This is a genomic window from Bacillus sp. V26 (assembly GCF_034296245.1).
GTDB lineage: Bacteria > Bacillota > Bacilli > Bacillales > Bacillaceae > Bacillus > Bacillus halotolerans.
This window is the reverse complement of the sequence record NZ_JAXKQF010000005.1, coordinates 162,911-184,079: the sequence shown is the minus strand read 5'-3', so window position 1 is coordinate 184,079 and position 21,169 is coordinate 162,911. Positions and strand designations below refer to the sequence as shown.

The following is a 21,169-nucleotide window of genomic DNA, read 5'->3' as shown; positions in this document are numbered from 1 at the left end:
ATTTCTTTTTGCTGTGCTACGCTGGAAAAAACATTGATAAGGAGCGGATCATCTGATGGGAAAAAAACAGCTAGTTCTTGTTGGTAATGGAATGGCCGGGGTAAGGGCCATTGAAGAGATACTGAATGTTTCAAAAGACGAATTTCAAATCACAATTTTTGGTTCCGAACCGCATCCCAACTACAACCGAATCCTTTTGTCAAAAGTGCTGCAAGGCGATACAGATATCAAAGATATTACGTTAAACGATTGGAACTGGTACGAAGATAACAATATACAATTGTATACCAATGAAACAGTTATTAAAGTGGACACCGAAAACAAAACCGTCATCACCGATGCAGACAGAATACAGCCTTATGATGAACTGATCCTGGCTACGGGTTCTGTCCCTTTTATCCTGCCGATTCCGGGCGCAGACAAAAAAGGTGTCACAGCTTTCCGGGACATAAAAGATACAGACACGATGCTCGCCGCGTCAAAACAATATAAAAAAGCAGCCGTCATTGGCGGGGGCTTGCTTGGCTTAGAAGCTGCGCGCGGCCTGCTGAATCTCGGTATGGAAGTCTCCGTTATCCATCTCGCTCCCTTCCTGATGGAACGCCAGCTTGACGCAACGGCCGGACGCCTGCTGCAAAACGAATTAGAAAAACAAGGAATGACCTTTCTGCTTGAAAAGCAAACAGAAGAAATTCTCGGAGATGACCGGGTCGAGGGCGTCAGATTCAAAGACGGCACAAGTGTTGAAGCCGATTTAGTCGTCATGGCCGTCGGCATCCGCCCGAATACAGCGCTTGGGGCCGAAAGCGGAATTCCAGTCAACCGCGGCATCATTGTCAACGATTATATGCAAACCGAAATCCCGCACGTTTATGCGGTCGGTGAATGCGCCGAGCACCGAGGAATCGCATACGGACTCGTGGCGCCGCTCTATGAACAGGCGAAAGTGCTAGCTAAACATATCTGCGGTGATGAAACGAAACCTTATGAAGGCTCCGTTCTCTCCACTCAACTGAAAGTATCAGGAGTCGAGGTCTTTTCTGCCGGTGACTTTAACGAATCAGACGAGAAAAAAGCGATTAAGGTCTTTGATGAACAGGATGGCATTTATAAGAAAGTCGTGCTGCGAGGCAATCAGATTGTCGGAGCCGTTTTATTCGGCGACAGCAGTGAGGGCAACCGCCTGTTTTCGATGATTCAAAAAGAAGCAGATATCTCTGAAACCTCTAAAATCTCAATTTTACAGCCTCTCAACCAAGAAGCCGGCACAAGTCTGACCGCTGCCATGAGCAATGATGAAATCATCTGTGGCTGTAACGGTGTGTCAAAAGGAGCAATTATTCAGGCCATCCAGGAACAGGGCTGTTCATCAACAGATGAAATCAAAGCATGCACCGGCGCGTCCCGTTCATGCGGAGGCTGTAAGCCGCTCGTAGAAGACATCCTTCAGTATACGCTGGGATCAGACTTTGACGCATCAGCCCAAAAAGAAGCGATTTGCGGCTGCACCTCATTGTCGAGAGACGAGGTAGTCGAAGAAATCAAAGCCAAAGGGCTGTCACATACAAGAGAAGTCATGAACGTGCTCGGCTGGAAAACGCCAGAAGGCTGTTCCAAATGCCGTCCGGCTCTGAACTACTACTTAGGCATGATCAATCCGTCCAAATATGAGGATGAGAGAACATCCCGCTTTGTTAATGAACGGATGCACGCCAATATTCAAAAAGACGGAACCTACTCTGTCGTACCGCGGATGTACGGCGGTGTAACCAACTCTCAAGATCTTCGCAAAATCGCTGATGTCGTCGACAAATACGAGATCCCGCTCGTCAAAATGACAGGCGGCCAGCGTATTGACTTGATCGGCGTGAAAAAAGAAGACCTGCCAAAGGTATGGGCCGATCTTGATATGCCGTCAGGCTACGCGTACGGAAAAACACTCCGCACGGTAAAAACATGTGTAGGCGAACAATTCTGTCGCTTCGGCACACAAGACTCCATGGCCTTAGGCATCGACCTTGAGAAAAAATTTGAAGGACTCAACACGCCTCATAAAGTGAAAATGGCCGTATCTGCCTGCCCGCGAAACTGTGCAGAGTCCGGCATTAAAGATCTTGGCGTTGTCGGCATCGACGGAGGCTGGGAGCTGTACGTCGGCGGAAACGGCGGAACCCATTTGCGTGCCGGCGACTTGCTGATGAAGGTGAAAACAAATGAAGAAGTCTTGGAATACGCAGGCGCTTATCTTCAATACTACCGGGAAACGGCAAACTACTTAGAACGCACGTCCGCATGGCTGGAGCGCGTCGGTTTATCCCATGTCCAAGATATTTTAAACGATCCGGAAAAACGGCAGGAGCTGAACGGCCGAATGAATGAAACGCTCTCTGTCCACAAAGATCCGTGGAAGGACTTCCTGGAAGATAAACAAACCTCTAAAGAATTATTTGAAAATGTCGTGACCACATCATAATGACAGAAACAAACATTGAGGAGGAATGGACATGGTGAACAAAGACGTCACAAAAGTATGTATCGGAAAAATCGAAGAATTGCCTGAACAATTAGGAAAAACAGTGTATATTGAAGATAAGGAGCTTGCGGTCTTTAAGCTTTCAAACGGCAGCATCCGCGCCATTGAAAACCGCTGTCCCCATAAGGGCGGCGTCCTTGCAGAAGGTATCGTCAGCGGCGAATATGTCTTCTGTCCGATGCACGACTGGAAAATCTCCTTGGAAGACGGAATCGTTCAAGAGCCGGATCACGGCTGTGTCAAAACATACGAAACGCTGATCGAAGGAGAATACGTTTATCTCGTATATTGATCAAAGACCGGATCACTTTCAAAGTGATCCTTCATTTTTTACAGTGACGGAAGGATGACATGATCATGAAAAACGGAATCGTATATTTTGTGGGCGCCGGACCTGGAGATCCAGGGCTCATCACAATAAAAGGAAAACAGGCGCTGGAGGAAGCTGATGTCATTTTGTATGACCGGCTCGCAAACCCTAAGCTGCTCGAATACGCATCACCAGACTGCCAGTTCATTTATTGCGGAAAACTGCCGGACCGCCATTTTATGAAACAAGCAGAGATCAATGCCCTGCTGATTGAAAAAGCGTCGGAAGGATTAACTGTTGTCCGTTTGAAGGGCGGAGATCCCAGCGTGTTTGGCAGAGTCGGCGAGGAAGCAGACGCTCTCCACCAGCATGGCATTCGCTATGAAATGGTGCCGGGCATCACCTCGGGAATCGCAGCGCCGCTGTATGCGGGAATCCCCGTCACGCATCGGGATTTCGCTTCGTCTTTCGCCATGATTACCGCACATGATAAATCCTTAAAAGGAACGCCGAACCTTGACTGGGAAGGGCTTGCCCGAAGCGTTCAAACGCTTGTGTTTTACATGGGTGTCAAAAACCTTCCATTTATTTGCCAGCAGCTCATCGCGTACGGACAATCTCCTTCTGTCCCTGTCATCGTGATTCAATGGGGGACGTGGGGCCGCCAGCGGAGCGTAAAAGGAACGCTGCAGGATATCCATCAAAAAATACAGGAACAGCAAATCACAAATCCCGCCATTATCGTCATCGGTGATATTGTAAACGTTCAAACACACAGCTGGTTTGAAAGCAAACCATTCATCGGGCAGCATATGATGATAGTCACTCATGGCGAAGATGAGCATACGCTGGCAGACAAGCTGCGCGATTATGGTGCCGATGTCATCGAATGGCCGAAATGGCGGACTGAAAAAATGCCTGCCAACGAGGATATTCTAGGACAGATCAGCACCTTTGAGGATATTTTCTTCACATCACGCCGTGCGGTTTGCGAATTTTTTGAAGCACTCGCGTCCAAACGAATCGACATTCGCCAGCTGACCGCACGCCTGAGTGCAGCGTCAGAAGCAGGAAAGGCAGAGCTTATAAAACGCGGCTTCATCATATCCGAGCACCATCACAATTCACCTAAAAAGCTGATTGTCGGCAGCCGTCATTCAGTAGAAGAAATGCAGAAATCAGAGTCCTGTTTGAGCTATATCACCCATGAAAACGTCATAGATGAGCGATTCACCAGAATGACCGAACGGACGATCAGTGAGTCTCCTCTGCACATGATCATTTGCCCCGGCAAGCAGTCCGCTCAGCAATTGATCAGCGCAGGAGAAGAAATCGGCATTTCACCAGAACCGTCAGCAAGCCGCCCCCCTGTCATCTGTATAGGCGATGGCGCGCCCGCCGCTGCATACGGGTTTACTGCCGTACAAGACCAAGAGCAATTATTTGCGTTTATACAAAATGAGCAAGTGGAGAAAAAGCTCCTCCACAGCTGATGATACAGCCCTTTACCAAAGGGCTTTTTTTATTTATGAACCAATTTTTTGTGGTGGGTGGAATACATCGCCATATTTTCCGCCTGAGGGTCCAGATAAGATTTCGCACTGTTGACGGCAGTCGGGCCTTCCGTAAAACCGCCGGCAATCAATCTGAGCTTGCTTTCATAATACGCCGCGTCCCCCGCAACAAACACGCCCGGAAGATTCGTCCGCATATGTCTGTCAGCTTTAATCCGGCCTTCTTCAATCTCGAGACCCCAATCCTTCATCGGGCCGAGATCAATTTTAAACCCATGATTAATAATGAGCTCATCAAGCTCGATTTCCTCGGTATGTCCAGACTCAGCATGACAAACGGTGACGCTTTCGATGCGTTCTTCAGTGCCGCTGAGATGTTCCAGCCGATAAGGAGTAAGCACCCGCACAGATGACTGCTTCATTTTCGTCACGCTGCTTTCCAGTCCGCCGAATTCCTCCCTGCGGTGCACGACAGTAACAGACGCCGCAATCGGTTCCAGCTCATTCGCCCAATCGACCGCAGTATCTCCCCCGCCGGAAATCACGACCCGTTTGCCTCTAAACGCATCAAGCTTTTCCACTTTATAATGAAGATTTTTTCCTGCATATCGGCTTGCATCCTGGCTGTCAAGCTCATTGACCTCCAGCGTGCCCATGCCGACAGCCAAAATAACGGTTCTTGTATAGTGCTTCTCCCCCTCAGAGCTAGTCAGCACCATGGTTCCGTCATCCTGACGCTCAAATCCGGTCACTCGCTGATTCAGCACAATATCAGGGTCAAACGTCGCCGCCTGCTCCTTCAGCTGTTCGATCAGCTGCTCCCCGGCAATCCCCGGTATCCCGCCAATATCGCGAATGATCTTCTCAGGGAAAAATAAAGACACCTTTCCCCCGAGCCGCGGCAAAAACTCGATCACTTTCGTTTTCAGCTCCCGCATGCCGCAGTAAAAAGCCGTAAACAGTCCGATCGGCCCCCCGCCTATAATCGTGACGTCATACACCTCTTGATTTTCAGCCATCCGTCCTGCCTCCCATTCCAAATCTATCATTAACGTTATATCGTTTAATTGAGAATGAATATCAACACAAAGTATATCATATTTCAAGAGCCTGTGTTCAACCATTTCGTCAGCCCTGAATAATAATTCCCGCGCATGATGTTTGCCGCAAAGGTGCCGCAGTTCACCACTGGATTTCTTAGAATCCTAAACAAGGTGAAACGATCCTTCCCCCTCCTCCGTCAAACAATCAGTGCCTTTTTTCGTGATATAATCAGAGGCAGCTTACCATGAGCGGAGGTTTTATTGTGACAGCACAATCGTCTTTTCTTCAGCTGAATTCTATTTTTATCAGTATTTTAATAGAAGCCATTCCGTTTATTCTGATTGGCGTCATTTTGTCCGGAATCATTCAAATGTTTGTTTCTGAAGAAATGATTGCAAGGATCATGCCGAAAAACCGGTTTCTCGCAGTCTTATTTGGTGCGCTTGCCGGCATCTTATTTCCCGCCTGCGAATGCGGCATTATCCCGATTACGAGGCGGCTTCTGCTAAAAGGAGTTCCTCTGCATGCAGGCGTTGCTTTTATGCTGACTGCTCCTATCATCAATCCCATTGTTTTGTTTTCTACGTATATTGCGTTCGGGAATAGATGGAGCGTTGTCTTTTACCGGGGCGGGCTGGCGCTGGCCGTTTCGGTGATTATCGGCATCATCTTATCCTATCAATTTAAGGATAACCAGCTGTTAAAGCCTGATGAACCCGGGCATCGCCATAATCATCACCACACCCTGCTTCAAAAGCTGGGAGGGACCTTGCGTCACGCCATTGATGAATTTTTCTCCGTGGGGAAATATTTAATTATCGGCGCCTTTATCGCAGCTGCGATGCAGACGTACGTCAAAACATCCACTCTGCTTGCGATCGGACAGAATGATGTATCTTCTTCCCTCGTGATGATGGGCCTGGCGTTTGTCTTGTCGCTTTGTTCAGAAGTGGATGCATTTATTGCGTCTTCCTTCAGCAGCACATTTTCTTTAGGCTCGCTCATCGCCTTTCTCGTCTTCGGTGCGATGGTTGATATTAAGAATCTCTTGATGATGCTCGCGGCCTTCAAAAAACGATTTGTTTTCCTGCTGATTACGTATATTGTCGTGATCGTCTTAGCGGGATCACTACTTGTAAAGGGGTGATTGGATGTTTCGTTTATTGGTGCTGATGGGATTTACGTTTTTCTTTTATCATCTGCATACCTCAGGAAATCTAACAAAATATATCAATATGAAATATGCCTATCTTTCCTTTATTGCGATCTTCCTGCTGGCCATTTTGACAGCGGTTCAAGCGTATTTGTTTATCAAATCGCCTGAAAAAGGCGGGCATCATCATGACGATGATTGCGGCTGCGGCCATGATCATGAGCATGACCATGAACAAAACAAACCATTTTATCAGCGGTATTTTATTTATCTTGTTTTTATTTTCCCTTTGGTGTCAGGCATCTTTTTTCCGATTGCGACGCTTGACTCATCCATCGTCAAAACGAAAGGATTCTCGTTTAAGGCCATGGAAAGCGGAGACCACTACTCCCAAACCCAGTATCTGCGGCCTGATGCCAGCCTTTATTATGCTCAAGACAGCTATGACAAGCAGATGAAACAGCTGTATAAAAAATATTCTGGTAAAAAAGAGATTTCTCTGACCGATGATGATTTCTTAAAAGGAATGGAAACCATTTATAACTATCCGGGTGAATTTCTCGGACGGACGATTGAGTTTCATGGATTTGCGTATAAAGGAAACGCGATTAACAAAAACCAGCTCTTCGTATTGCGGTTTGGCATTATTCACTGTATCGCTGATTCCGGCGTTTACGGGATGCTTGTGGAATTTCCGAAGGACATGGATATTAAGGATGATGAATGGATTCATATCAAAGGCACTTTGTCCTCAGAATACTATCAGCCATTCAAATCCACCCTCCCTGTCGTGAAAGTGACGGACTGGAACACCATTAAAAAACCTGATGATCCGTACGTTTACAGAGGATTTTAAAAAGATTTGAGGAACCAAACTATATTGGTTCCTCAAATCTACTTACATATTTTATATATTACTTTATCTCTTTTAATATTAATTCAGTTTCTTTTGTCAGTTAAGTTTGATCACTCGACTGCATTGATTTGACACATAAGGATCATGAGTTACTATTATTATTGTTTTATTCATCTGATTTAATTCTTTTAATAGAGTGATAACTTCATTACGATTATTTACATCTAAAGATCCTGTCGGTTCATCTGCAAGAATAATATCACATGGTTTTAATATGATTCTTGCTATTGCTAATCTCTGTTGTTCACCCCCAGAAAGCTCATGGACTTTTTGGGTTAAGGACACTTTTTGCAAACCCACTTTTTCAAGAACCTCAACCTTCAATTTTTCCTTTTCTTCTCTCTTTAACTTTTTATAAGTTAATGGGACATCTAAATTTGCACTGATACTGGCATTATCAATCAAGGCGTAATTTTGGAACAAATATGATATTCTAGAACGCAACAATTCATTGGCTCTTCCAGAACCAATTCTCGGAGCAACATCTCCAAGTATTTTAACAATCCCACCATCTGGCTTTTCGAGCATACCCATAATATTAAGTATTGTTGTTTTTCCGGAACCACTGCTACCTGTAATTGCAACCATTTCCCCTTTTTCTATAGCAATGTTGACGTTTTCCAATACAATATGTTTCCCGTAAGCTTTTCTTATATTTTGCAATTCCATAACATAACTCAATTAATCAGAAACCTCCTTTCATAACTTTAATCTTGTTTCTTCGTTCTATAATAATTAATGCAATTATTGAAGTAACCAATTCTAAAATTAAAAGAAATACAATACAAATTAATAGGTTTAAAGTTATTCCTCTTTTGACAACAATACAAGATATAAATTGAATGAGCCATAGTATGAAAAACAAGGTCATATAATCTTTAAATGTTCTAAAAAAACCAATACCAAACAATCTATAGACTACAAATTTTTGTTGCTTTTTATTGAAGTATATTACAGAATTTTGCACGATCAGAAGAACCAAAGCGATAGCTAATACAGCAGCTAAAGCTAAAAGTGAGCTAATTTTGCTATGTAACTTCTTGATTTCATCCAATGCATATTGATTTAAAGAGACCAAATACTTCAAATTATCATCAAGATGATATTTTTTCAAATAAGGCTCTAATATATTCATTGTCTTTTTTGAATCTCTATCATTTAATTTAATTTTAAGCGGATCTCGACTTCCGTTTCCTAGAATTGTATTTCTATCACCTGCCAAACTATTATTCTCTGTAACAACTTGTATAATAGGATCTATAATTAAATTATCTTCAGCTTTAAAAACTTCTGGGTTAAAACTAAAAATTTTCTGGCCACTAGCCGTCCAAATAATATGTATTTCAGGTTCTTTTAAATACTTTGGTACATGTCTCCCTAAAAACTCCTCATCATAAGCTACTGCAGATTCATTTCTATCTTCTTTAAAAAATTTTATTATTTTTTCTCTTTGTTGTTTATATGTCTCCGGGACAAGCAATATTAATCTTTTTTCTCTCTCATTGATTGAGATTGGTTTTTTCTCAGAGTTGTATACAGGAAATTGTTTTAAATAATTATCATTTACAATGATAGACCTGATTCCCTTATATCGGGAGTTTAATCGAATAAATTCTTCTTCATATTCTCTTGTATCTACTAAGAGAGCTCCCATTTTGTTTAAAACAGGGTAAATATGATCAATGTCATTCGTAAGTTGCGGCTTCCCGTTATTTACATCCTCAATATCATGACCTATATACAAAGGATTGAAAACCCCATAATCTTTACTGACCTTCCAATCTTCTAAATGGGATTGTTTTTTTTTCACTTCGCCATATTGATTTAAAGTTGAACTACCTATCACAATTATTAAGATCGAACAAACTATTTTTAAAATAGAATTAAAAATAAAGATGCTGTTTGTATCTTTCTTATTCTTTATTGCTAGATTAACTTTTACCTTTCTTATATAAAAATAAGTAAGTATTGACAATGAGCCTATAATCAAATAATTAATAATTTGTTTCATAACGGTATTCATAAAAGAAGATAAGGTAGAACCAGGTAAGAAAATTGTACATATTATTGATAATAACAAGGAAAAACAAAAAGTGAATATTAATAATTTCCCTACTATTTGAAACCAAATTCTTAAATTAGAATACCCATGCAATTTTAAAACACCTATTGTTTTTGACTCATTAACGATATAATAAATAAGAAGAAATAATGTTACAATAAGAATCAAATAGTTATACTGTTGTAATGATGAGGTAGAGATTTCCGCATAACTATCATTAACTTCTCGAGTTTGTAAAAAGTCATTTACTTTAAACGACGAATCAAATTTTTCATTTATATCATTAACAAACCCTTTTAAAAAATCTTCAAAAGAATACTTCCCTTTAGTTTCAGCATAATATGTACCGTTTACAGGAAGATAATCAAATGACATTTTTAGTGGTTTAATTGTTATTTCAGAAGTGATACCGAATTTTTCTATTTGTCCTATCTGATTCTTATCCTTTGAATCACGAGTACTTATGTAAAAATTTTCAGATTGAGTATCCAACTCACTTAAAAATTTCCCTTTTGAGAGTTCAATGCCATTAAAATAGTCAGTTTGTTGCGTTAACAAAACATATTTATAAATTTCCACTTTATCATTTTTAGAGAAATTAATAGCCGGCCGAAAAATATTAGCCTTATATGCTTTAGAACTACTCATAATTAGTTCGATCATTTCTTTAGGATCATTAAGTAAGGGATCATCAGGTATAGTAAAAGGTTTTCCGACAGAACTATCCAGCTGTTCAAACTCTTCAATTTGTTTATTCGCATTTTCCCTAAAGGAAATCAAAAAGGAGAACAGTGAAGAAATCACAAGAAATAAAATCACAATTTTTCTCACAAAAAAAACTCCTTTATAAAAAGGAGAATCATCGAAAACTTCTCTAAGTTTTCGATGATATCCTTATCATAATTTTATATTAGTAAGTTTTCCAATTGGCCTTTGTCTTAGCATCTGTTGCTCCACCTGACAAACTGGAGTATGAGGTTGTTCCTGCTTTAATTTTACCGCTTGAATTAGTTCTTGTCCCTAGAGCACATGATGAAGCATGGGCCTTATCTTTGTGATAATAATTTGACCAAACTTTCTTTTTAATTCCCCAATCAAAATAAGCAGCTGTTCCATAATCCCAGTTTCCTCCGCCAACATCTTCATTAGCAAATGGGGTTACTTCAGAGTTTTTCAGAGGCTTATTAGTTAAATCAACCTCGCCACTTGTTGCTGCACCTGCTGCTGATGCTGCTTGTCCAGTTGATAATGCTAATGCTGCTATTAAAGCTGCACTCATGAGACCTTTTTTCACCATAACTGATCCACTCCTTCTTTTTTAATGTAGATTGAATGACAGCGCGCTCATCCGTTCAACCACAACCTGATTATCCCATATTTTAACAATATAGTAAATAAATATTTTTTCCTATAAATGGATCATAAAAGAAAGTGATCTAGATATATTCTATTAACAAACTCGCAGAAAAACTCTCTAAACAGGCTATTTTATTTCATCAGCATCAAATCAAGATAGAGCTGGCATCGCGTTCTGAAATCGCTTAAATCGATGGATGTCATCTCAAGAATCTGCTTGATGCGGTAATTTAATGTGTTTTGGTGAATAAACAGCTGTTCTGCGGCTGGTTTTGTTTTGCAGTTGTTGAGGAGATAGATTTCCAGCGTCTTCAGCAGCTCGGTGCTGCTTTCTTGGTCTTTCGCTTTTAGTAAAGCCAAATCCTTATTCTCGTATTCCAAAAAGTCATTTTTCTGTTCAATGCTTTCTAAATAACGATAAATACCGAGCTTCTCATATTCATATGGAATGTTTTCCTGGTTGCCGGTTATTTCTGCGGCTTTAATGACTTCCAATGCTTCTGTATAGCTTTTGCCAAGTTTTAAGATGTGGTCATATTCGTTTCCGATACCGATATAGATAGGGGTAGGAATTTTTTGAAAGTGAAAATGTGTTAACAGCTTGTTAATGAATTCAGCAGCTGCTGAGGAGGCGGAGCTTTTTTGGGAAAAACTCGCTACGACGATGACAATATTGGATTCTATCGTTAAGACATGACTGACTTTATCCCGCAAATTCAGGTAAGACCTGATATTTTCCTTTAAATCTTCCACCGCTTCCCCATCCCCATTCGCGGCGTGCAGGATGACAACTGAAAACACAGAAGGCAGCACGGTGTTGGTTCTCTCAGCTTCGCGCCTGAGCTCCTTTTCAGAAATAAATTGCTGATAGATAGCCCGTTTGATGAGGTCCTCAGCTCTTTCTTCCTTTTCCTGTTTCAGCTTGTTCGCTTTATAAATAATTTTTCCGACATGGAAGGAGGTCTCGTACAAAAAGTCGAGCTCTTCGTCTGTCAGATCACGATCCAGTTCCTGAATCCAGATGTAGCCCATGACTTCCCCTTTATGCTTCGCACTCACGACTACTCTCTGATTTAACCCAATGCTCTCAATTTTATTGACGCGAAAAGGCTCAGGTTCTGTTTTCAGCTTTTCAATGATCCCGTCCTTCAAAAACCTCTCAAAAATCTGAACCGGACATTTTTTTGAAAAAATAGTCTGCTGGTTCGCAGAATCAAAATGGTTAATATAGTAAGAATTGTAGGCTAACAAAAAGAAATCCGCGCTTTCCAGTATCACTGGTTTTTGCAGTTCATAGCTGATAAAGTCAATCAGCTTATCAACATCTGAAAATGAAAAAACTCTCTCTAAAAGCTCTTCCATACCTTTTTTCTCCTATACTTTTTTTACTTTAATCATATCCATACGGGGTCTTTTTGTATAGAAAAAAATACGTTTGTTTCCAAAAGAAAAAACAGCGGTCTTAAAAGGAGAAAAGAGGAAAAAGGGATATCCCCTTCCTCCTCCTTTCGATCTTTATTGTGACATCGTATCTTGGTAGTCTTTAAACTGGTCTGTAACATCTTGTGACGGAGCCTGCGTCAATACGCTGACGAAAAAGACCGACAACAGACTCGCAGCAAAACCAGGTATCATTTCATACAGAAAGCCCGAAAGACCGGCATTCGCCCAAATGATTACAGTCGCTGCCCCTACAATCATGCCGGCGAGTGCCCCCCATTTGGTCATTCGTTTCCAAAATAAACTGAGCAGTACAACCGGTCCGAAAGATGCACCGAAGCCCGCCCACGCGTAGCTGACCAATCCAAGGATGGTATTGTTTTTCTCCCATGCCAGAACTAACGCGACAATTGAAACAGCCAGCACAGCCAGACGCCCTAAAAACACCAGTTCTTTATCAGAAGCTGAGCGCCGGAACATCGACTTATACAAATCTTCTACCAAGGAGCTTGACGTAACAAGCAGCTGGGAAGAAATCGTACTCATGATGGCCGCTAAAATCGCAGAAATCAGAAAACCTGTGATAATTGGGTGGAACAAAATGTTTCCTAATTGAATAAAAATCGTCTCCGGGTCCTTCAATGTCATGCCCCGCTGATGGTAATAAGCGATTCCGCCCAAACCTGTCAGCACTGCGCCGACTGCCGAAAGAATCATCCATCCCATTCCGATTCTGCGCGCTCTTTTTATCTCTTTGACAGACGTAATCGCCATAAAGCGCACAATGATATGCGGCTGGCCAAAGTAGCCCAAGCCCCAGGCAAACAATGAAATGATGCCAAGAACACTGGTTCCTTTAAAAATATTAAACATATCAGGGTCCACAGAGCGGATCTCAGCAGTTGTTTCACCTATTCCCCCGGTGTGGAAAAACGTAACGATAGGAACGAGAATAAGTGCTGCAAACATAATGATCCCCTGAACAAAATCTGTCCAGCTGACAGCCAGAAAGCCCCCAAACAGGGTGTACGCGACAACAACACCAGTCACAATCCACAAGCCGGTGTGATAATTCATCCCCAAGATGCTGTTGAATAAGACGCCGCCGGACACCATTCCGGACGATACATAAAATGTGAAAAAGACTAAAATGACAATTCCTGAAAACAGTCTGAGGAGCTTTGTTTGATCTCCGAAACGATTTTCAAGGAATCCGGGAATCGTAATCGAATTCCCCGCTTTTTCTGTATATGTTCTCAGCCGCGGCGCGACGTAGAGCCAGTTTGCCCATGCTCCAAGGCAAAGCCCGAACACAATCCAAACGCCGCTTAGTCCAGTTGAAAACATGGCGCCCGGAAGCCCCATCAGCAGCCAGCCGCTCATATCGGCAGCTCCCGCACTGAGAGCGGTTACAGCCGGACCTAAGGAACGTCCTCCCAGCATGTAATCCGTCAGGTTTGACGTACGTTTGTAGGCAAAGTAGCCGATCAGCAGCATCCCCGCCATATAAATACAAATTGAAATAATCAGCTGTGTGTTTTCTATGGCACTTCCTCCTCTTTTTTATAGTATATGGATGAAATGGACACCCCCGCAGGGAGGATGCCCATTTAGTCCCGCTTTAGAACATTTCACTGATTGTTTTTGCCTGCATGTGCAGTGCCAGGTAATCCGGACCGCCGGCTTTTGAATCTGTGCCGGACATTTTGAAGCCGCCGAACGGATGGTAGCCGACGATGGCTCCTGTACAGTTGCGGTTAAAGTACAGATTTCCAACATGGAATTCTTGTTTTGCACGCTCAATGTGCTTGCGGTTGTTTGTGATCACCGCTCCCGTTAAACCGTACTCAGTATTGTTGGCCACTTCTAATGCTTCATCAAAGCTTGATACTTTAGAGAAAGCGACAACAGGCCCGAAAATTTCTTCCTGCATGAGTCTTGCTTTCGGTTCAAGGTCAGCGAAGATCGTCGGTTTGATGAAGAATCCTTTTGAATCATCACCAGTGCCGCCGCTTACTAATCGGCCTTCCTCTTTTCCAATCTCAATATAACTCATAATTTTATCATAAGAACCCTGGTCAATGACAGGTCCCATGTAAACATCTGCGCTGTCAGGGCTTGCCGTTACTTTAGATTCTGTAATTTCAATAACGCGTTCTAATACTTGATCATACACTTTTTCATGGACAACAGCACGTGAACCCGCAGAACATTTTTGGCCCGCAAAGCCGAATGCAGATGTAAAGATGGATTGAGCCGCCAATTCAATGTCCGCATCCTCATCCACTACAACTGTATCCTTACCGCCCATTTCAGCGATAACACGCTTTAAGTGCTGCTGGCCTGGCTGAACTTTTGCCGCACGTTCGAAGATTTTCGTACCGACTTCTCTTGATCCCGTAAACGTGATAAGGCTTGTTTTTGGATGGTCAACAAGGTAGTCACCGACTTCCGCTCCGCTTCCAGGAACAAAGTTGACAACGCCTTTTGGCAGACCGGATTCTTCAAGAACCTCAACGAATTTCGCAGCAATGACAGGCGTTGCGCTCGCAGGTTTAAGAACAACTGTGTTACCGGTAACGATCGGTGCTACTGTTGTTCCCGCCATAATCGCGAACAAGAAGTTCCAAGGCGGAATAACGACTGTTACGCCAGTCGGCGTGTATACATATTGGTTTTTCTCGCCTTCACGGCTGTTGACCGGTTTCCCTTTTGCCAATTCAATCATTTGGCGTGCATAATATTCCATGAAGTCAATCGCTTCAGCCGTATCGGCATCTGCCTCGTTCCAAGGCTTCCCTGCTTCTTTTACGAGCAAAGCGGAGAATTCATGCTTTCTGTTGCGGACTTTGGCAGCCGCGCGGAAAAGGACAGCCGCTCTTTCTTCCGGAGACGTATATCTCCACTCTTCAAAGGCTTTAGCCGCAGCTTCAATGGCTTGCTCAGCGTGCTCTTGAGAAGCTTTTGAGACTCTGCCGACTACCTCTTCTTTATTAGCCGGGTTAATTGAAACGATCTTCGCTTCTGTTTCCACTCTTTCACCGTTGATGACAAGCGGATAGTCTTTTCCTAAATATTCGTTTACTGTCGCAAGCGCTTTTTTAAACGCTTCTACGTTGTTTTGGTCTTGGAAATTTGTGAATGGTTCATGTTTGTAAGTTGTTGTCATTGTAATCTCTCCTTTTTACTTCTTCGTCATTCCTTTGAAAGCAAATGCAATGTTTGACGGACGTTCTGCCAGGCGTCTCATAAAGTAGCCGTACCAATCCTCTCCGTAAGGCAGGTAGACTCTCATGTTATAACCTTCTTTTACGAGGCTGAGCTGGGTTTGCGACCGCATGCCGTACAGCATCTGGAATTCAAACATGTCATTGGAAATGCCGTTTTCCCTGGCAAGCTGCTTTGTATAATCGATCATTTTATCGTCATGTGTCGCAATCGCTGTGTAGTGACCATTTAAGAGCTGCTTTCGGATGATTTTTTTGTAGTTCTCATCGACATCGCTTTTTTCCGGAAAAGCCACTTTCTCTGATTCCTTATATGCTCCTTTTACAAGACGAAGGAACGGTTTCAAGGAATCCAAATCGTCAATATCGTTTTCCGTCCGGTACAGATAGGCCTGTAACACCGTGCTTACATACTCGTATTTCCTTCTGAAATCCTTGAAAATATCAAGCGTTTTCTGGCATCTGACCTCGTCTTCCATGTCTATGGTGACCATGACTTTATGCTTCTCGGCCGTCTGGACGATTTTCGTCATATTTTCATACACCAGATCCATATCTATATCGAGACCTAAAGACGTCATCTTTAAAGAAACGTGTGAGTTCAGCTGCTGATCCGCAATGGTCTCAATGGTTTGGATGCATTCTTCCGTGCGTTCCCTTGCGACCTCGGCGCTGTTCACAAACTCGCCTAAATGATCGACAGTAACTGACAAGCCTTGGCTGTTAAGCTGTCGAATGGTCGGGATTGAACTGTTAAAATCATTCCCGCCGATAATTTTACCCGCTGCCACCCGGCTTCCCCAGTTTCTCGCCATCTTATTGAGAAAGCCGCTTTTGGATAAAAATAAGAAAAAATCTCTTGTGATCACTTCCAACCTCAACACCCCGCAATCTAAGAAGTATTTGTATGAGTTTATTGTAAATGGACAAAACCATCGTTCACAATATTCTCAAAATACAAAGATTCTGATTATTTTTGTGGGTTTCTCACAATCAGATAGTTAGAAAGTCGGGGGACTTCCTGTCGAAAAATGGAGAGAGGAAGCGACAGTAAACATCAGCTTCCTCCATCATTCCACACTTCTTCAACAGTATTCAAAAGCAGACGATTCAACTCAGGCGTGATATCTTTTTTGATGATTTTCAGCGTTTTCGCCGCTTCCATAATCCTTTCAATCTCCGTTTCAATGAATTGGTGAATCACATGAATTCTTGCTTCAAGATCCAGTTCTTCACCTTTTCTTTTGCGCTCAAGCAAGGTTTCCATCTCTGCTCTCAGTTCGGGTTCCGTAATCAGTTCATTCATCAAGACAGTAAAATCCATCGGCGGAATGGTTCCGTGCTTTTCAATCCACTTGCACGCCAGTATCGGCCGCAGCACGTAAAAATACTTTTTGATTTTCACCTCTTGCCCTTGCAGGTAATCCTTGACGTTTCTTTTTGCCATATTGATATAGTGATACACACTGGCTTCAGGCTTAAACGCTGTGTTTCGCAGCTTTCTCAGCTGCTCTGCGGTCGTAAAAGCTTCGTAGTACACAATGTCTGAGGACAGCCACTCAAGCAGCGGAGGGTTTGATTTTTTGAAAAGACGCAGCGTTTTTCTCAGTTCCCAGCCGCTGATATCCAGCAAATCGTGGATCTGCTCTTCAATGACATCCCGCTCCTGCTCAATTGAAAAATACCACTCTTTTTTCGGCACATAAATAAAGCGGACATCATAATCGCTGTCTTGCGACGGGAATCCCCAAGCACGGCTCCCTGATTCAACGGCATAAACGATTTTAACGCTGTATTCCTGCTCAATTCGTTTTAGTTCATCAATGATTCTTTGTTTCATATATATTCGTCTCCCGTCTTTTCTCATTCCGGCTGTTTGCAGAAAAAAACCGCCCGATGATGCGGCGGCTCTTCACGTCTGTCAGCCTTTAAGATGCTGCTTAAAGAAGGCAAGCTTTTCCGTTTGAAAGGCAGGGATATACTCATGCCCAAAGTAGCGGTACACCTTCAGCTCTTTTTCTGTCTCCAGATGGTTATAGGCCGCAAACACAGTAGAAGGCGGCGTAACCTTGTCAATCAGCCCGATCGACATCAGTACAGGCACTTTCACCCTGTCAGCCAGATTCATAATATCGAAATACGTTAGTGTATTCATGGCCCGCTCTTCTGTTTCCGGGCTGCCATTTCTTCTGAAGAAGGAATTGATTTCGAGATACGGCTGTTCAAGCGCCACATCGATGGCCCGATCGAAATTGCTTAAATAAGGATAATCAGCAACAGCGGCTTTCGGAATATCTGACAAAGCAGCGGCCGCAATGGTTATGCCTCCGCCCTGGCTTCCGCCCGTCACGCCGATTCTCGTTTCGTCGACTTCATCAAAGCTGCTAATGACTTCAAGCGCGCGGACGGCGTCCAAATAAACTCCCCGGTAGTAGTATGTATCTTTATCAAGAATTCCTTTCGTCATCCAGCCCAATGCGTGTCCGTGCGGAGAAATACTGGTGTCCTCGCTGCCCTGCTGGCCGCGGACAAGCATGCCGAACGCAGCGTATCCGTGCAGCGCCCAATTGACCATTTCATGAATGTCTCCGTCATAGCTTGCATTGTAGCCGTGATATTTCACGATCGCCGGATGCGGGCCTTCTTTGTCAGGCACCGCATACCATCCGGCAATGCTGGCATTCCCAAAACTTTTATATGTGAGGCGGTATACCTTCACCCCGTCAGCAGGATAATCAACCGGCTGTAAGTCAGGAACTGCTGGAACTTTGGCAAGCTCATCCAAAGAGGATTTCCAAAACTCAGAAAAATCTTTTTGGGCAGTTTTGTCAGGCTTATACGTTTGCAATTGGTCGAGCGGCATATCGAATAGTTGCATTTCCGATTATTCTCCTTTGTTTAATAAGATTTAGTTTATTCTATACTATCACGTTTTGAATCTATTTTCTAAATTTTTTAACATCTGTTTTCTGATTCAATCCCTCGACGTGCATTCGTTCTTGCGATGAGTATCCTTCTATCCTTGAACACCATATTCACTCTTCTTGATCAAACGTTTGTTTAACCGATTCCCGGCTCAGTTCCATAAAGGCCTGAGCGGTCAGACTGACATAACGGTTCTTTAAAAATACAAAAACCAGAGTGCGTGAAGGCGCGGATTGAAGAGATAAATAGATGACACCCGGGTCTTTGTCTCTTTTGACCATATTTGGCGCCAGTGTTACCCCCAAACCGTTTGCCACAAGGGATTGCGCGGTTTCGATGTGGCTCGTTTTAAACGCCGCGTGTGGCTTAAAGCCGCTTTCCGCACATAGGTCAAGTACCGTCCGGCGAAAACCGTAGCCCTCCTTCAGCAAAATAAAAGGAACGTGCTTTGCCATCTCAAGCGGCACGCACGGCGGCCGGCTCCCCTCTCCTTCCAGCGCTTTATCAATCAGTGCAGTCATGTCGGGCGGCATCCACCTTTGTTTTTCCTTTGGTACGGCAAGAACGATCGGCTCCGTCAGCAAGGGTTCGATGGAGAGCCTCTCATCCTCAATCGGCAAGGATAAAACAGAAAGATCAATCTCTCCCTTTGCCGTCATCTGCTCTAAGGCAGCCGGGTCTTTTTCGATAAGCTGAACCTCCACATGGGGATAACGCGCCAAAAACTGCTTCAGCAGCGGAGGAAAAATATATCTCCCTGTTACAGCCGGAATCCCGATCGAAAGCTTGTGTCCCAGTCCTTGAGAACGCTCCTGCATCTCCCGCAGCAAGTCATCCCTTGATCGAATGATGTCCTCAGCCTTTTCAATAAAACGGCGGCCGTGCGGTGTCAGCGTAACAGAGCCGTGTGGCCTGTGAAAAAGAGTAAGCCCAAGTTCCATCTCCAGCTTTTTGATTTGCTGGCTGAGAGAAGGCTGGGCGATATGAAGGTGCTTCGCCGCTTTTGTAAAGCTCTGGCGGCGAGCAATTTCCGCAGCATATTCCATCACTTTAATATCCATTTCAGCCTCCATAGGTTGAAACTATCGAATTCATCATTTTTATATTTTGGACGAATCATAACAGACATTGCTAACATAATCCATATCACCACACAAAAATGAAGGAGCTGGTTCACTTGCCCAATGAAACTCCGTTTTCGAAAAATACTGAGATGTACCGTGATGAGAAGGTATTTGCTGAGGGTGAAGATTTAGCGATGCTGATCAAAACTGCGGAATGCCGCGCGGAGCAGCGAGTGCTTGATGTCGGAGCGGGAGCGGGCCATACAGCGCTGGCTTTTGCCCCTTACGTCCAAGAATGCATCGGCATTGATGCGACGCAAGAAATGGTTGACGTTGCTTCATCTTTTGCGAAAGAAAAAGGCGCTGGCAATGTACACTTTCAGAAAGGAACGGCAGAGGAGCTTCCTTTCCCTGACGATTCATTTGATGTCATCACCTGCCGATATGCGGCTCACCACTTTTCCAATGTTCATCAAGCCGTCAGTGAAGTTGCACGCGTGCTGAAAAAGAACGGGCGGTTTTTCCTGGTCGATCACTACGCGCCTGAAGCTCCTGATCTTGACGAGTTTGTCAATCATTTGAACCGGCTCAGAGATCCTTCTCATGTACGCGAAAGTTCATTATCGGAATGGCAGTCAATGTTTACGGCGAACCAGCTCGGCTATGAAGAAATCCAAAAGTGGAATTTGCCGATTGAATACAACAGCTGGATCAAAAGAGGCGGAACCCCCGCCGATCGGGAACAGCGTATCATCAGCCATTTGAACAACGCGTCTGACGAAGCCCGTGACACCTTTTGCCTCGAATTGAATCAAAACGGAAAGCCTGAATCCTTTTGCTTAAAAGCGATATTGATCCAAGGCGTGAAGCAATAAAAAAAGCCGTGCATACCGCACGGCTTTTACATTGGCTGATAAAGATCCCAACCGATCTTTAACGTCTCCACAATGTAATCTGCAATCTCTTCAGGAGCAAGGTTGTCTGTTTTCACTTTTGAATTATGCTTGTCATAGATGACTTTTCTCTCGTTAAACAGCTGCTCCATTTCATCCATTGACCGGTTATGCAGCACCGGACGGCTTTCGATCAGCAAATCTGCGCGCTGCTTCCAGTTCTCCCAAGACAGATCGAGGTGAAGCACCAGACAATGTTCGAGACAGCACTTTCTGATTTCCTCTTGTTTAAAAGAGCCTCCGCCAAGTGAGACAATTTTAAATCTTGTATGGTGGCATAGATTCAGGATATATTCTTTTTCTGTTTTCCGGAAAAAGTCCTCACCTTTTTTTTCAAACATCTCAGGGATCGACATGTTGAAATCCTTTTCGATTTCTTGGTCAATATCGATAAAATCTCTATATAATTTCTTAGCGACCAATTGGCCGATTGTCGTTTTTCCTACACCCATGAATCCAATCAGGACGATATTTCTTTCTCTTACTGGGATGGCTCGTTTAGCGTTCATCTTCGGCGAAATCCTCCTAAGGAATGAAAGTTTATCTTCATTATATGCTGATTTTGCGAATATTTATATAGGTACCGGCTCGGGCAACCTCTATTTCATCGTCATCCGGTCAAGCTTCCCTACAATAAACTAACAGAACCGCTCCGCAGTCAATATGTTAATA

Annotated in this window: 18 protein-coding genes; 6 read left to right on the top strand and 12 right to left on the bottom strand. The window is 43.5% G+C overall.

What is annotated here, in order from left to right; genetic code table 11:
* Positions 1-55: 55 nt before the first annotated feature.
* Genes nasD through cobA form a run of 3 tightly spaced genes read left to right on the top strand, consistent with a single transcriptional unit; the run spans position 56 to position 4,336 of the window.
* The gene (gene nasD, locus UJ203_RS15790; protein WP_322012248.1) at positions 56-2,473 is read left to right on the top strand and encodes an NADPH-nitrite reductase; all 2,418 of its coding nucleotides are present in this window, start codon (positions 56-58) and stop codon (positions 2,471-2,473) included.
* A 31-nt stretch (positions 2,474-2,504) separates the two neighbouring features.
* Positions 2,505-2,825, top strand: a complete 321-nt coding sequence (gene nirD, locus UJ203_RS15785; RefSeq protein ID WP_024120163.1) for a nitrite reductase small subunit NirD — start codon at positions 2,505-2,507, stop codon at positions 2,823-2,825.
* A 59-nt stretch (positions 2,826-2,884) separates the two neighbouring features.
* Positions 2,885-4,336 carry a uroporphyrinogen-III C-methyltransferase gene (gene cobA, locus UJ203_RS15780; RefSeq protein WP_322012245.1) on the top strand — a complete coding sequence of 484 codons (1,452 nt, stop codon included), beginning with the start codon at positions 2,885-2,887 and terminating at the stop codon, positions 4,334-4,336.
* A gap of 29 nt (positions 4,337-4,365) precedes the next feature.
* Here the strand turns inward: cobA and UJ203_RS15775 are convergent, their stop codons facing one another.
* Positions 4,366-5,376, bottom strand: a complete 1,011-nt coding sequence (locus UJ203_RS15775) for an NAD(P)/FAD-dependent oxidoreductase (protein WP_322012242.1) — start codon at positions 5,374-5,376, stop codon at positions 4,366-4,368.
* Positions 5,377-5,663: 287 nt separating this feature from the next.
* On the opposite strand from UJ203_RS15775, the gene UJ203_RS15770 reads away from it, so the two are divergent.
* Together UJ203_RS15770 and UJ203_RS15765 are read left to right on the top strand one after the other, a co-directional pair.
* Positions 5,664-6,548, top strand: a complete 885-nt coding sequence (locus UJ203_RS15770) for a permease (RefSeq protein WP_322012240.1) — start codon at positions 5,664-5,666, stop codon at positions 6,546-6,548.
* Between the two features lie 4 nt (positions 6,549-6,552).
* A complete protein-coding gene (locus UJ203_RS15765) occupies positions 6,553-7,410 on the top strand; it encodes a TIGR03943 family putative permease subunit (protein WP_101860177.1) in 858 nt (285 codons plus the stop codon).
* Between the two features lie 96 nt (positions 7,411-7,506).
* Here UJ203_RS15765 and UJ203_RS15760 read toward each other — a convergent pair whose 3' ends face one another.
* The 10 genes from UJ203_RS15760 to UJ203_RS15715 all read right to left on the bottom strand — a co-directional run bounded on the left by UJ203_RS15760 (position 7,507) and on the right by UJ203_RS15715 (position 19,541).
* Complete coding sequence (locus UJ203_RS15760) at positions 7,507-8,151, bottom strand: putative bacteriocin export ABC transporter (protein ID WP_188323513.1); 645 nt, start codon at positions 8,149-8,151, stop codon at positions 7,507-7,509.
* 4 nt (positions 8,152-8,155) lie between these two features.
* The gene (locus tag UJ203_RS15755) at positions 8,156-10,363 is read right to left on the bottom strand and encodes a bacteriocin-associated integral membrane family protein (protein WP_322012233.1); all 2,208 of its coding nucleotides are present in this window, start codon (positions 10,361-10,363) and stop codon (positions 8,156-8,158) included.
* A 79-nt stretch (positions 10,364-10,442) separates the two neighbouring features.
* Positions 10,443-10,829, bottom strand: a complete 387-nt coding sequence (locus UJ203_RS15750) for a lactococcin 972 family bacteriocin (protein WP_101860180.1) — start codon at positions 10,827-10,829, stop codon at positions 10,443-10,445.
* 191 nt (positions 10,830-11,020) lie between these two features.
* Positions 11,021-12,250, bottom strand: a complete 1,230-nt coding sequence (putR, locus tag UJ203_RS15745) for a proline utilization transcriptional regulator PutR (RefSeq protein WP_322012231.1) — start codon at positions 12,248-12,250, stop codon at positions 11,021-11,023.
* Positions 12,251-12,403: 153 nt separating this feature from the next.
* The gene (gene putP / locus UJ203_RS15740) at positions 12,404-13,858 is read right to left on the bottom strand and encodes a sodium/proline symporter PutP (RefSeq protein ID WP_415859196.1); all 1,455 of its coding nucleotides are present in this window, start codon (positions 13,856-13,858) and stop codon (positions 12,404-12,406) included.
* Positions 13,859-13,949: 91 nt separating this feature from the next.
* Positions 13,950-15,497 (bottom strand): L-glutamate gamma-semialdehyde dehydrogenase, encoded by a 1,548-nt coding sequence (pruA, locus tag UJ203_RS15735; RefSeq protein WP_322012225.1) that lies wholly within the window; start codon positions 15,495-15,497, stop codon positions 13,950-13,952.
* A 15-nt stretch (positions 15,498-15,512) separates the two neighbouring features.
* Positions 15,513-16,424 (bottom strand): proline dehydrogenase PutB, encoded by a 912-nt coding sequence (gene putB / locus UJ203_RS15730; protein ID WP_081638229.1) that lies wholly within the window; start codon positions 16,422-16,424, stop codon positions 15,513-15,515.
* Positions 16,425-16,612: 188 nt separating this feature from the next.
* Complete coding sequence (locus UJ203_RS15725) at positions 16,613-17,395, bottom strand: nucleotidyltransferase domain-containing protein (RefSeq protein WP_322012222.1); 783 nt, start codon at positions 17,393-17,395, stop codon at positions 16,613-16,615.
* Positions 17,396-17,476: 81 nt separating this feature from the next.
* The gene (gene cah, locus UJ203_RS15720; protein WP_322012220.1) at positions 17,477-18,433 is read right to left on the bottom strand and encodes a cephalosporin C deacetylase; all 957 of its coding nucleotides are present in this window, start codon (positions 18,431-18,433) and stop codon (positions 17,477-17,479) included.
* A 157-nt stretch (positions 18,434-18,590) separates the two neighbouring features.
* On the bottom strand, positions 18,591-19,541 hold the full coding sequence (locus UJ203_RS15715; RefSeq protein ID WP_322012219.1) for a LysR family transcriptional regulator: 951 nt from the start codon (positions 19,539-19,541) through the stop codon (positions 18,591-18,593).
* A gap of 116 nt (positions 19,542-19,657) precedes the next feature.
* Here UJ203_RS15715 and UJ203_RS15710 point away from each other — a divergent pair, with 116 nt between their 5' ends.
* Complete coding sequence (locus tag UJ203_RS15710) at positions 19,658-20,419, top strand: class I SAM-dependent methyltransferase (RefSeq protein ID WP_322012216.1); 762 nt, start codon at positions 19,658-19,660, stop codon at positions 20,417-20,419.
* Between the two features lie 26 nt (positions 20,420-20,445).
* Here UJ203_RS15710 and UJ203_RS15705 read toward each other — a convergent pair whose 3' ends face one another.
* On the bottom strand, positions 20,446-21,006 hold the full coding sequence (locus tag UJ203_RS15705) for a shikimate kinase (RefSeq protein ID WP_322012213.1): 561 nt from the start codon (positions 21,004-21,006) through the stop codon (positions 20,446-20,448).
* Between the last annotated feature and the right edge of the window lie 163 nt (positions 21,007-21,169).